This window comes from Streptomyces sp. NPDC058796 (assembly GCF_042745235.1).
Classification (GTDB): domain Bacteria; phylum Actinomycetota; class Actinomycetes; order Streptomycetales; family Streptomycetaceae; genus Streptomyces.
The window spans coordinates 109,383-121,456 of record NZ_JBHYOP010000004.1; the positions used below are offsets into that span (position 1 = coordinate 109,383).

At 71.3% G+C, this 12,074-nt stretch carries 10 protein-coding genes, 1 tRNA gene and 1 pseudogene; 9 read left to right on the forward strand and 3 right to left on the reverse strand.

The genetic code is table 11. The annotated features are described in order from the left end of the window. Positions 1 to 78 precede the first annotated feature (78 nt). Both ACFW47_RS12325 and ACFW47_RS12330 read right to left on the reverse strand, forming a co-directional pair. Entirely contained in the window at positions 79 to 2,703 is a 2,625-nt protein-coding gene (locus tag ACFW47_RS12325) for an SUKH-4 family immunity protein (RefSeq protein WP_386305728.1), read from the reverse strand. A 7-nt stretch (positions 2,704 to 2,710) separates the two neighbouring features. After that, on the reverse strand, positions 2,711 to 3,703 hold the full coding sequence (locus ACFW47_RS12330) for an SMI1/KNR4 family protein (RefSeq protein WP_386281132.1): 993 nt from the start codon (positions 3,701 to 3,703) through the stop codon (positions 2,711 to 2,713). Between the two features lie 286 nt (positions 3,704 to 3,989). On the opposite strand from ACFW47_RS12330, the gene ACFW47_RS12335 reads away from it, so the two are divergent. Continuing rightward, positions 3,990 to 4,520 carry a YwqJ-related putative deaminase gene (locus ACFW47_RS12335; protein ID WP_386281130.1) on the forward strand — a complete coding sequence of 177 codons (531 nt, stop codon included), beginning with the start codon at positions 3,990 to 3,992 and terminating at the stop codon, positions 4,518 to 4,520. Positions 4,521 to 4,615: 95 nt separating this feature from the next. Beyond that, positions 4,616 to 5,110 carry an SUKH-3 domain-containing protein gene (locus tag ACFW47_RS12340; protein WP_386281128.1) on the forward strand — a complete coding sequence of 165 codons (495 nt, stop codon included), beginning with the start codon at positions 4,616 to 4,618 and terminating at the stop codon, positions 5,108 to 5,110. Positions 5,111 to 5,132: 22 nt separating this feature from the next. Here ACFW47_RS12340 and ACFW47_RS12345 read toward each other — a convergent pair whose 3' ends face one another. Then, complete coding sequence (locus ACFW47_RS12345; RefSeq protein WP_386281126.1) at positions 5,133 to 6,458, reverse strand: sensor histidine kinase; 1,326 nt, start codon at positions 6,456 to 6,458, stop codon at positions 5,133 to 5,135. A 134-nt stretch (positions 6,459 to 6,592) separates the two neighbouring features. Here ACFW47_RS12345 and ACFW47_RS12350 point away from each other — a divergent pair. The 7 genes and pseudogenes from ACFW47_RS12350 (at position 6,593) to ACFW47_RS12380 (ending at position 12,063) form a co-directional block, all read left to right on the forward strand. Then, a pseudogene (locus ACFW47_RS12350) lies at positions 6,593 to 7,225 on the forward strand (hypothetical protein). A gap of 14 nt (positions 7,226 to 7,239) precedes the next feature. Beyond that, positions 7,240 to 7,315 (forward strand) — tRNA-Gln (locus tag ACFW47_RS12355). Between the two features lie 134 nt (positions 7,316 to 7,449). Then, positions 7,450 to 8,898 carry a bifunctional UDP-N-acetylglucosamine diphosphorylase/glucosamine-1-phosphate N-acetyltransferase GlmU gene (gene glmU, locus ACFW47_RS12360; RefSeq protein ID WP_386281124.1) on the forward strand — a complete coding sequence of 483 codons (1,449 nt, stop codon included), beginning with the start codon at positions 7,450 to 7,452 and terminating at the stop codon, positions 8,896 to 8,898. A 131-nt stretch (positions 8,899 to 9,029) separates the two neighbouring features. Next, positions 9,030 to 10,004 carry a ribose-phosphate diphosphokinase gene (locus ACFW47_RS12365; protein ID WP_019329914.1) on the forward strand — a complete coding sequence of 325 codons (975 nt, stop codon included), beginning with the start codon at positions 9,030 to 9,032 and terminating at the stop codon, positions 10,002 to 10,004. Between the two features lie 201 nt (positions 10,005 to 10,205). Beyond that, positions 10,206 to 10,805 (forward strand): 50S ribosomal protein L25/general stress protein Ctc, encoded by a 600-nt coding sequence (locus ACFW47_RS12370; RefSeq protein ID WP_386281122.1) that lies wholly within the window; start codon positions 10,206 to 10,208, stop codon positions 10,803 to 10,805. A gap of 96 nt (positions 10,806 to 10,901) precedes the next feature. Next, the gene (gene pth / locus ACFW47_RS12375) at positions 10,902 to 11,498 is read left to right on the forward strand and encodes an aminoacyl-tRNA hydrolase (protein ID WP_217246375.1); all 597 of its coding nucleotides are present in this window, start codon (positions 10,902 to 10,904) and stop codon (positions 11,496 to 11,498) included. 52 nt (positions 11,499 to 11,550) lie between these two features. Further along, complete coding sequence (locus ACFW47_RS12380) at positions 11,551 to 12,063, forward strand: hypothetical protein (protein ID WP_386281120.1); 513 nt, start codon at positions 11,551 to 11,553, stop codon at positions 12,061 to 12,063. Positions 12,064 to 12,074 lie beyond the last annotated feature (11 nt).

Here is a 12,074-nt window from a genome sequence, read left to right on the forward strand (position 1 = left end):
GCGCACAAAAGGGTGGGGCCCAGTCGCCCCACCGGCCGACCGGGCCCCACCCTCGCGTACGTCAGCTGCGCCGCAGCCTCACAGCAGCCCGTCCCACATCTGCTCCAGCAGCACCGACCACCAGCTCTCCGGCGACCCGAGCGCGGCCGGGTCCAGCGCGGCCAACTGCGCCTGGAAGTCCACCGTCCAGCGGCCCGCCTGCTCCTGATTGAGACCGAACCTGAGCCGCCACATACGGCCCAGCAGCGCCATGCAGCGCGCGAACTCCGGCAGCCCCGTGTTCACGAACTGCGGCGGCACCGGCGCACCGCCCGGCCCCGCCTCCACCGGCACCGCCACGATGGCCGCCGTGCCGTACTGCACACAGATCGCCCGGCCGAAGTCACTGCCCACGACGAGGTACGAACCCGCGTCCGGGGCCGGCTGCACCCCTCGCTCCGCCGCCAGCTCCGCCAGCGTCGGCACCGGCCGCCCCGGCTGGGCCTGCGCCCAGAAGAACGGGCCCATGTCCATCGGCAGACCCGCCGCCACCAGCGTGTGCGCCACCACCGGCGGAACACCCTGCCGGGACACCGCGGCCTGCTCGAACCGGAACACACCCGGCCCGAAGGCCCCGGCCAGCTCCTGCCCGATCGCCTCCGGCGGAACGGGCGGCACCGGCTGCACCTGGGGCAACGGCGCCCGCACCGGCGCCGGACGGGCCGGCCCGTCGGCCACCTGGTGCAGCTCGCCCTGGTGCTCCAGCAGCTGCTGCATGCCCTGCTGCCGGCTCGCGTGGTCCGTGCCGTACGGCGCGATGGAGGTGATCCGCGCCTGCGGCCACTGCTCCCGGATCATCCGCGCGCAGTAGGCGCCCGGCAGCTCGCACGACTCCAGTTCCGTGTGCAGCTCCAGCACCTGGTCCGGCGGCACGTTCATGGCCCGCAGCTCATGGAAGATCTGCCACTCCGGGTGCGGCGTACCCGGCGCCGAACGCCGGATCAGCTGCTGCTCGGAACCGTCCTGCGCGCGGTAGCGCAGCACGGCCTGGTAGCCGGGACCGACGGTCGGCATACCGGCCGGCGGCTGCGGATAGCCGTACGCCGGCGGCGCACCGGGCACCGGCCCGCCGGGCGGCGGCACGGCACCGGGCGGCGGCATCGCACCGGGCGGCATGGCCTGCGCGGCGCCCGGAGCGCCGGGTACACCCGGAGCACCCGGAGGCGGCGGAGGGGCGCCGGGACCGCCCGACGGGGGCGCGGCCAGCATGGTCTGCGCATGGTGCACGGCACCGCCGGCGCCACCCGAGGAACCACCGGGCACACCGGGAGGCGCGGGAGGCGGCGGCGCACCGGGACCACCCTGCGCACCCGGCGCGCCAGGAGCGGCCGGAGGCGGCGGCGCAGCAGGACCGCCGGGCGCCCCCGGAGGACCGGGAGGTGCGGGCGGACCGGGCGGCTGCGGCGCCCCGCCGCCCGTCCGGCCCGGGTCGGCCAGCATCGTGGCGGCGTGATGCACCCCGCCCGGCGGCGTACCCGGAGCACTGGGCGGAGGCGGCGCACCCGGAGCGCTCGGCGGAGGCGGCGTACTCGGAGCGCTCGGCGGAGGCGGCGTCCCGGGACCGCCGCCCGGACCCTCGGGACCGAGCGACGACACCAGCTGCGTCGGCACATAACCACCCGCCGGAGTGGCCGGCCCGCCCGGACCGGCGGGCGCCGAAGGCGGAGGCGGAGGCGTGGCACCCGGACGCGCACCCGGAACACCCGGGGCACTCGGCGGAGGCGGCGTGGTCGAACCACCGCCGCGGCGCGGTGGAGGGGTCGCCTTGCTGGTCGCGGCGTCCGCGATGTCCCCGGCGTCCGGCGCCGGCGGGCGGGCCGGCGTGGCGGACGGCCCCGGGCCGGCCGACGGCGCACCCGTCCCCGCGGACGGCGCCGACGCGTTCGGATCGTCGATCGCCGGTGCCAGCGCCGTCGGCGGAAGCTGACTGCCGCCCGACATCAGCGCCGTCTTGGCGTCCGGCGTCGCCGAGGGCGGCGGGGTCCCCCCGTCCACATCGCTCAGCGGCGGCGCGAACACCGTCTCGGGCAGCGGCACGGAACGGTCCTCACCGGCATCGGCGTTGGTGTCCGTCCCCGCCCAGGGCGTCGCCCCGGCAGGCGCACCCGGCGCACCGGAGTCACCGGAGTCACCGGACGCAGCCGCGCCCGCACCGGAATCACCCGCACCGGCCGCAGGCCACCCCGCACCGCTCCCCCGCACACCGGCCTGCGTCTCCGGCAACGCCCCAGCCGCAGCACCCGCACCCGCACCCGCACCCGCGGTGTCGCGATCCCCCCGCCGGTCCGGAATCCCCAGCTTGTCCGCCGCCTCCTGCAACCACTCCGGCGGACTCAGCAAGAACGACGTCTGATTCAGGTCCACCCGCGCCGCGGGAGCCGGCCCCGGCTCCGCCGCCTCCTCGGGACGGCCGTACTCCTCCTCGTACCGGCGGATCACCTCACCCACCGGCAACGCCGGCCACAGCGTCGCCTCACCACTGTCCCGCGCGATCACCAGCCGCTGCGCGCCCCCGTCCGAACGCGGCCCCTCCGCACGGTCCTCGGCCCACACCACGAACCCCAGGTCGAACTCCCGCACCCGCACCTCACGGTGCTGATACGCCGGCAGCTCGCCGTTGACCCACTCCTCCGCGCGCTCCTGCGCCTGCGCGAACGTCACCATCGCCAGCTCACTCCCCTACCGACGCCGACACGGGCACCGCACGCGCGAAACCGCCGTCCACCATCAGGTTCGCCACCGTCTCCAACTCCGGCGGAGAACCCGCCAGCCGCGACAGGAACGCGTCGAAATCCTCACCGCACGGCAGCAGCAACCGCTCCACCCGATCCGCCGGCGCCAACGACGGATCCACGTCCCGCACGTCGTCGTACGCGCAGAACCACACCGAACCGATCCGCTCGCCCTTCACCTTCACCGCGAGCAGACCGCCCTGCACGAAAGCGACGCCCAGATAGTCCTTCGTCAGGTGGTCCCGCAGACACTTGTTCACATAGACCAGGTCGTTGACCGCCGCCTCCTCACGCACCGTGAAGAACGGCTGGTCCACCAGCAGCCCCAGCTCGGCGTCCAGCGCCGTACCCACCGGCGCACAGCCGCCCGCCGCCTTCAGGAACGACCGGTACGCACCCGGCAGCCGGTACCCGAGGTCCTCCTCGACCCCCTGCACCTGCTGCTCCGTCACCGCCACACCCGACTTCGGCAGCCCGAAATGCGCCGGACGCGTCTCCTGCAACGGCCGCGTACCACGCTTGCCCTGGTCCACCGCCGCCGTCGCGATCCCGCCGTGGTGCCGCAGCAGCGCCTTCACCTCGACCGGGACCAGCTCCATCCGCCGCGTGCCCGCCACGTGGTGCCACGTCCAGCCGTGCGGCGTCGCCACCGCGGGCACCGTGTCCCACAACTCGTGCCCCGACGCCGACAACGCCGCGTTCGCCGACACGTAGTCCGTCAACCGCAGCTCGTCGACCCCGAAACCCTCCGGCGGATCAGCGATCTCCGCCACCGCACGGGCGTACGGCGAGAAGACCGGGTAACCACCCTCGTCCACCCGTACCCCTCTCGGGTGACGGGCCGCCCGCACCGGATCCGGGAAATGCACGACCTGCCCGGCATAGGCCGCGTTCGGCGGCGCGGCCGCTTGCCCGAGCCGACCTGTCGTCATGGCGGTTGCCCCCTGCGGCGTCTGTCTGCTCTGCCTGATCTGTCTGTCTGCACTGTCTGGTCACCGCACGCGAACGCGGTGCCGACAGCCTATGCGGTACGACGAGAGGGGTCACCGGCCCGGACCCCACACCCGGCACACACCCTTCCGCTTCCGTGACCGGACGTCACCCTCCCGTGACGGAACGCCCATAACAGGGCGTGTCACCACGCCCCAGCTTCCGCAGCAGCCACGCGATTTGGCACTCTGTGACCTTCGGGGGGATGCTCAGGAGGGGAAAATGATCATGAGTGCGACACAGACCGGACCCCACACCGGGCGGTCCGACGACCCCCGAAGCGGCGATCCCCGCATCGGCTGGAGCAGCGCGGACGCCCACCACGCACCCACCCTCCTGCACCGCCGCGACGGCATACTCCCCACCGTCGCCGCCGCCCTCTCCGTGCGCGGCACCACCCTCACCGGCACCGCCACCCGCGCCGACACACCCCCCGCCCTGCACCACCTCGTACAGGACTTCCTCGACACCCTCACCAGCGGCCAACGCGACCGCTACACCGGCCGCTGCGCGGAAGCCATCCTCATCTCACGCCACCTCGCCACCGCCGACGCCGCCCGCAGCAAACGCGCCTCCCGCAAACCCATGACCAACGGCGAAGCCCGCAAAGCGCTCAAACACGCCAAACTCACCACCCGCCGCATCCGCGAGGACGGCGACCCCCTCCACGGCAGCTTCGCCACACCCTGCCGCGCCTGCACCGCCCTCAGCGCCCACTTCGGTGTCCGCATCGTCGACCCCACGACCGACGACGACTGACCTCGACGACCGGCACCCCCGCCGACCGGACGACCACACCCGCGCCGCACCACACACCCGCGCCGCACCACACACCCGAAACGAACCAAGGGCAGATGCAAGCCGACCGCACCTCCACCACCCGCTTCCCCGTCCCCGTCGACGCCGCCCTCCGCGACGCCGGCTGGCAACCCGGACGCTGGGACATCAAGCAGGCCGAGATCTGGGCCGACACCCTGCGCGAACACACCTCACCCGCCGGACACCGCCACACCGTCTTCCCCGCCGCCGTGGAAGCCTGGGCCGAATTCGGCGGCCTCCACATCTCCCCCACCGGCCCCGGCCGCCACATCGCCCCCGCCACACTCCACCTCGACCCCCTCCACGGCCTCCACATGGCCCGCACCCTCGGCGACCTCGGCCGCGCCCTCGACACCCAGGCCTGCCCCCTCGGCACCGAGACCGACAGCCAGACCCTCCTCGCCATCGACACCGAAGGCCGCGTCTACGCCCTCGACCACACCGGCGACTGGTACCTCGGCCCCGACATCGACCAGGCCCTCGCCACCCTCGTCGGCGGCACCCAGCCCACCCGCCTCACCACGGGCTGACCACCCCGCACACCCCGCGCCGCTACGACACCGCCGGAATCACCGCCGACACCCGGAAACCCCCCGCATCCGTCGGCCCCGACACAAACACACCCCCCAGAGCGGCCACCCGCTCCTTCATCCCCACCAGCCCATTGCCACCCGACGGCAACCGCGCCCCCGACTCCTCCGACGACCCCACCGGCGGCGGCTCGTTCTCCACCTGCATCGCGATCTCCGACACCCGATGCGCCAACCGCACATACGTCTTCGCACCCGCCGCATGCTTGTGCACGTTCGTCAACGCCTCCTGCACCACCCGGAACGCCGTCGACTCCACCACCGCCGGATACGACCGCTCCTCCCCCTGCACCGACAGATCCACGACCATCCCGGCGGCCTCCGACTGCCCGATCAACTCGTCCAGCTCCGACAGACACGGCCCCTCACCCGACCGCTCCCCGTCGTCCACCGCCCGCGAAGCCGCCGCCGCCGCGGCCACCCCCACCGCGGCCAACGGCACCGCCGCCCGCTCCGCCCGCGCACCCTCCCCGCCACTGCGCAGCACCCCGAGCATCTCCCGCAGCTCCGTCAGCGCCTGCCGCCCCATGTCCCCCACCAGCGCGGCGTTCTTCACCGCCTTCTCCGGATCCTTCCGCGCCACCGCCTGCAACGCCGCCGCATGCACCACCATCAGACTCACCCGGTGCGCGACCACGTCGTGCATCTCCCGCGCGATCCGCGTCCGCTCCTCATTACGCGCCCACTCCGCGCGCTCCTCCGCCCGCTCCGCGAGCAACTGCAGCTCCCGCTCCAGACTGTCCGCCCGCTCCCGCAGACTCTCCATCAACCGACGCCGCTGCCCCACGTACAGACCCAGCAGCAACGGCGGCGCGGCCATCCCCAGCGACGTCGCGATCGACGCGAAGGGAAGGAACCAGTCCCCCAGGTCCAGGCCGTCCCGCCGCATGTCCTGGCCCAGCCGCACGAACGTCACGATCAACGTCCCCAGGAACGTCATCCCGGCCAGCGCCCCGATGACCCGCCGCGGCAACTCCGACGCCGCCAGCGTGTACAGACCGACGATGCCCATCAGGAAACCCATCTGCGCCGGCGTGATGGCGATCGCCACCAGCACCACCGCGATCGGATACCTCCGCCGCACCACCAGTACCGAACCGGCCAGCACCCCGAAGACGACCCCCGCCGCCAACGGAATCCCGGCGTCCCGAGCGAACGGAATCCCCTCCGCCGCGCACTCCAACGCGGACACGGCACCGAGGCTCACATCGAGCACCGCACCGCGCCGCCTGCCCCACCACCAAGGCCCGCCCCGGGCCGGTGCGTGGTCTTCCCCCGTCGTGGTCATGCCTCCAGCCTACGGGCGCCGGGCGCCCCATTTCCGGTGACTTTCGACAAACGATACGACGCGATATCCCTCGAACTGGTGAACCCTGCGCCGTACGGCGCCGGAGGCGAAGATTCCGGCCGGACGGTATGCCCATGGCACGTTCAGAGAACAAGTACGCGGACTTCGAAGGGTTGCGGGAGCGGGCGGGGGCGCTGCGGCGGGCCGGCTACAGCCTTCGGCAGATCCGCGACGAGTTGAGGTCTTCAACAACGACATCCTCAGTCGGCTGGGCTGCTCCAGGAGTTCGGTGTCGCTGTGGGTGCGTGACCTACCGAAACCCGAACCTCGATACACCCCGGAAGAACAAAGGGCCCTCATGAACGCCGGTCTCACGCGCCTGCGCGAGGCCCAGGACGCGGAGCGCGAGAGCGTCCGGGCCGCGGCCAAGCAAGAAGCCAGCGGTCTCGGCGACAGGGAGCTGTTCCTGACTGGCGTGGCGCTCTACTGGGCCGAGGGATCCAAGAGCAAACCCTATGACCGCCGGGAGCGGGTCGTCTTCGTGAACAGCGACCCGGGGGTGATCGAGGTCTACCTGGCCTGGCTCGACCTGCTTGGCGTGAGCCACGACCGTCTCACCTACCGGATCCTCATCCACGAGTCGGCGGACATCACGGCGGCCCACGAGATGCCTGGTCGTGGGAGTCGCCAAGGGCGCCGATCTGTACAACCGCGTCGAAGGCTGGTGGAGCGGCATTGTGGCTTCCGCGCAGACGCGGCTCCGGTAAGGTCTGATGCGCTGTCCCCCGTGGTGTAACTGGCAGCACACTGGTTTTTGGTGCCAGCAGGACAAGGTTCGAATCCTTGCGGGGGAGCCACAGCGCACAGCGCCTGGGTTCGGGCCCTGACCGGCACATCGGCCACCGTCAGGGCCCGCACTCATACCCCCCACCAACCACCCCGGTATCCTGCGGATGTCCACCCCCACCCCCTCAAAGCCGAAGGGCATCCCGTGAGCGCCATTCGCCCGGCAGCCGTCGTCGTTCTCGCAGCGGGTGAGGGCACCCGTATGAAGTCGGCCACACCCAAGGTCCTCCACGAGCTGTGCGGCCGTTCCCTCGTCGGGCACGTGCTCGCCGCCGCCGGTGAGCTGGACCCCGAGAACCTGGTCGCCGTCGTCGGGCACGCCCGCGAGAAGGTCACCGCGCACCTCGCCGAGGTCGCCCCCGACGTGCGCACCGCCGTCCAGGAGCAGCAGAACGGCACCGGTCACGCGGTCCGGATGGGGCTGGAGGCGCTGGGCGGTGCCGTGGACGGGACCGTGGTCGTCGTGTGCGGGGACACCCCGCTGCTCACCGGCGAGACGCTGCGGGCGCTGGCGGCCACGCACTCCGCCGACGGGAACGCGGTGACCGTGCTGACGGCCGAGGTGCCGGACGCGACGGGGTACGGCCGAATCGTGCGGGACGGGGCTTCGGGCGCCGTGACGGCGATTGTGGAGCACAAGGACGCGTCGGAGTCGCAGCGGGCGATCCGGGAGATCAACTCGGGTGTGTTCGCGTTCGACGGCCGGCTGCTCGCCGACGCGCTGGGCAAGGTGCGGACGGACAACAGCCAGGGCGAGGAGTACCTCACCGACGTGCTCGGGATTCTGCGCGAGGCCGGTCACCGGGTCGGTGCGTCGGTCGCCGGTGATCACCGGGAGATCGCGGGGATCAACAACCGGGTGCAGCTGGCCGAGGCGCGCCGGATTCTGAACGACCGTCTGCTGTCGCGGGCGATGCTGGCCGGCGTGACGGTGGTGGACCCGGCGACGACGTGGGTCGACGTGACGGTGACGTTCGAGCAGGACGTCGTCGTGCATCCGGGTACGCAGCTGCAGGGTTCCACGCACCTGGCCGAGGGGTGCGAGGTCGGGCCGAATTCCCGGCTCACCGACACCCGGGTGGGTGCGGGCGCCCGCGTCGACAACACCGTTTCCCTCGGTGCCGATGTCGGCCCGGGGGCGGCCGTCGGGCCGTACGCGTATCTGCGTCCCGGCACTCGCCTGGGCGCGAAGTCGAAGGTCGGGACGTACGTCGAGACGAAGAACTCCTCGATCGGCGAGGGCACGAAGGTGCCGCACCTGTCGTATGTGGGTGACGCGACGATCGGTGAGTACACCAACATCGGTGCGGCGAGCGTGTTCGTGAACTACGACGGGCAGGACAAGCACCACACGACCATCGGGTCCCACTGCCGTACGGGTTCGGACAACATGTTTGTGGCTCCTGTCACTGTCGGGGACGGTGCTTACACCGCCGCCGGCTCGGTGATCACGAAGGATGTGCCGCCCGGTTCGCTGGCCGTGGCCCGTGGCCAGCAGCGGAATATCGAGGGCTGGGTGGCTCGTAAGCGTCCGGGGAGCGCGGCGGCGAAGGCGGCCGAGGCGGTGACTCCGGAGGCCGGTGGCGAAGGCTGACCGGACACCGGTGCGTCGAACTGGGCGTACCGTGATAAGTGCACATCCGCACCCCACCAGCTGAGACGCCCCCGCGGCCAGCGGGAGAGCGCCCATGACGCTCAGCTGCGAACCTCTGAGGAGAAAGTGCTGTGACCGGGATCAAGACGACCGGCGAGAAGAAGCTGATGTTCTTCTCCGGCCGCGCCCACCCCGAGCTTGCCGAGGAGGTCGCCCAGCAGTTGGGTGTCGGGGTCGTTCCGACGAAGGCCTTCGACTTCGCAAACGGCGAAATCTATGTGCGTTATCAGGAGTCGGCGCGAGGTGCGGACTGTTTCCTGATCCAGAGCCACACGGCTCCGATCAACAAGTGGGTCATGGAGCAGTTGATCATGATCGACGCGTTGAAGCGTGCGTCGGCTCGCTCCATCACTGTCATCGTGCCGTTCTACGGTTACGCGCGGCAGGACAAGAAGCACCGGGGACGGGAACCGATCTCGGCGCGTCTGATCGCGGACCTGATGAAGACCGCGGGTGCGGACCGGATCCTGGCCGTGGATCTGCACACGGACCAGATCCAGGGCTTCTTCGACGGTCCGGTCGACCACCTCTTCGCGCTGCCGCTGCTGGCGGACTACGTGGGTGCGAAGGTGGACCGTTCGAAGCTGACGGTGGTGTCGCCGGACGCGGGCCGGGTGCGGGTGGCGGACCGTTGGTGTGACCGTCTGGGTGCGCCGCTGGCGATCGTGCACAAGCGGCGTGACAAGGACGTGGCGAACCAGGTCACGGTGCACGAGGTCGTGGGTGACGTGAAGGGGCGGATCTGCGTCCTGGTCGACGACATGATCGACACGGGTGGCACGATCTGTGCCGCGGCCGACGCGCTGTTCGCGCACGGTGCGGAGGACGTGATCGTGACGGCGACGCACGGTGTGCTGTCGGGTCCGGCGGCGGACCGGCTGAAGAATTCGAAGGTGAGCGAGTTCGTGTTCACGAACACGCTGCCGACGCCGAACGAGCTGGAGCTGGACAAGATCACGGTGCTGTCGATCGCGCCGACGATCGCGCGTGCGGTGCGCGAGGTGTTCGAGGACGGTTCGGTGACGAGCCTGTTCGACGAGCAGTGAGCGTTCTGCAGTAACCGTTCTGCACAGCGCTGAGATCGTTTTGAGTGCGGCCTCCCTCTCCGAGTAGACTGCTGAAGTTGCTCGGCGAGGGAGGCCGTGCCCGTTTTCCGGGTGTGGCTGTCCGTTATCGACGCGCTCTTCGTAGCAGGCCGTTCGTGGCCGGGTGACCACGTCCGTTTTCTACCTCTACGAGGAGTGATCATGTCCGAGGTGAAGATCGCCGCCGCGACGCGCACCGAGTTCGGCAAGGGTGCTGCCCGCCGTATCCGTCGTGACGACAAGGTTCCCGGTGTTCTGTACGGCCACGGTTCCGACCCGCTGCACCTGACCCTGCCGGGTCACGACCTGCTGCTGGCGCTGCGTACGCCGAACGTGCTGATCGCGCTGGACATCGACGGTGGCAAGACGAACGAGCTGGCGATCCCGAAGTCGGTGCAGCGTGACCCGATCAAGGGCTTCCTGGAGCACGTCGACCTGCAGCTGGTGCAGCGCGGCGAGACCGTGACCGTCGAGATCCCGGTGCAGGCCGAGGGCGAGCTGGCCCCGGGTGGCAACCTGCTGGAGTACGTCCTGGACGCGCTGCCGGTCGAGGCCGAGGCCACGCACATCCCGGAGCAGGTCGCGGTGTCGGTGGCGGGTCTGGAGGCCGGTGCCTCGATCCTGGCCAAGGACATCAAGCTGCCGTCCGGTGTGAAGCTGGCCGTCGAGGACGACGCCGTGGTGCTGCAGGTCCTGGCGTCGCAGGCCGAGGAGCCCGCGGCCGAGGGTGCGGGCGAGGGCGACGAGGCCGCCGAGGCCTGATCCTCTCCCTTACGGTCAAGGTGTGGTCGGCCGCTGTTCCCGTGCGGGGGCAGCGGCCGACGCGTATGTGTGGACGGACGCGAAGGAGACAGGGACGTGACGACGGACGCGGGTGCGCCCTGGTTGGTGGCCGGTCTCGGCAACCCGGGCCCCGAGTACGCCGCGAACCGGCACAACGTCGGTTTCATGGTGGCGGATCTGCTGGCCGAGCGGATGGGGGCGCGGTTCAAGCGGCACGGCAAGGCGCAGGCGCAGGTGGTGGAGGGCCGGATCGGTCCTCCGGGGCCGGCGAATCGGCGGGTGATTCTGGCGAAGCCGATGTCGTTCATGAACGTGTCGGGTGGGCCGGTGACGGTGTTGCGGGACTTCTACAAGGTCCCGGTGGGCAACATCGTGGCGGTGCACGACGAGCTGGACATCGACTACGGGGTGCTGCGGCTGAAGCTGGGCGGCGGGGACAACGGGCACAACGGGCTGAAGTCGATCACGAAGTCGCTGGGGTCGGACTACCACCGGGTGCGGTTCGGGATCGGGCGGCCGCCGGGGCGGATGCCGGTGGCGGATTTCGTGCTGAAGGACTTCTCGTCGGCGGAGCGCAAGGAGCTGGACTACTTCGTGGACCGGGCGGCGGACGCGGTGGAGGCTCTGGTGATCGAGGGACTGGAGCGGGCGCAGAGCACGTACAACTCGTGACTTGTCCGTGGATGGCACACGGGTGAGTTGACCGACCGTACGGGCATGGCCAATGATCCCGGCCATGTCTGCCTCAGCCGTCGCCGCTGCTCGTCCCCGTCGGGTCACCCGTGCCGTCCTGGGGTTCGGGCGGGTCGCGGTCATGGGGACGGTGGCGGTGCTGCTGCTGATCGCCGGGGTGTGGGCGTCGTGGGGCACCGCGCAGCACGTGATGCTGACCAAGGGTCGTGAGCAGGGGACCGTCGAGGTGACGCGGTGCGGCGACGGTGTGTGCGGCGGTCCGTACGCGCCGGTGTCGGCGGGGTCGCAGGCGCGGGACCGGGTGGTGCTGGAGGATTCGGTCGCGGTGGCTGAGGGGCGGACGTACTCCGTGGTGGTGAAGCCCGGCGGTGACGGCGCGGTGCGGTCGGGGCCGGCGGGGGTGCTGTACGCGTGGGTGCCGCTGGGCGGGGCGTTGTTGCTGGCGTCCGTGGTGGTGGCCGGGGGGTTGCGGCGGACTCGGGTGGCGTGGGGGATGGCGGGGGCCGGTGTGGCGTTGCTGACGGCGGCGTTCTTCGCGGTGTGAGTGCCGCCGTG

Coding starts and splice junctions, on each gene's coding strand:
- ACFW47_RS12370 (WP_386281122.1), top strand. CDS start 10,206: ATGTCCGAGGTGAAGATCGCCGCCGCGACGCGCACCGAGTTCGGCAAG.
- ACFW47_RS12380 (WP_386281120.1), top strand. CDS start 11,551: ATGATCCCGGCCATGTCTGCCTCAGCCGTCGCCGCTGCTCGTCCCCGT.
- ACFW47_RS12330 (WP_386281132.1), bottom strand. CDS start 3,703: ATGACGACAGGTCGGCTCGGGCAAGCGGCCGCGCCGCCGAACGCGGCC.
- ACFW47_RS12340 (WP_386281128.1), top strand. CDS start 4,616: ATGCAAGCCGACCGCACCTCCACCACCCGCTTCCCCGTCCCCGTCGAC.
- ACFW47_RS12325 (WP_386305728.1), bottom strand. CDS start 2,703: ATGGTGACGTTCGCGCAGGCGCAGGAGCGCGCGGAGGAGTGGGTCAAC.
- ACFW47_RS12345 (WP_386281126.1), bottom strand. CDS start 6,458: ATGACCACGACGGGGGAAGACCACGCACCGGCCCGGGGCGGGCCTTGG.
- ACFW47_RS12335 (WP_386281130.1), top strand. CDS start 3,990: ATGAGTGCGACACAGACCGGACCCCACACCGGGCGGTCCGACGACCCC.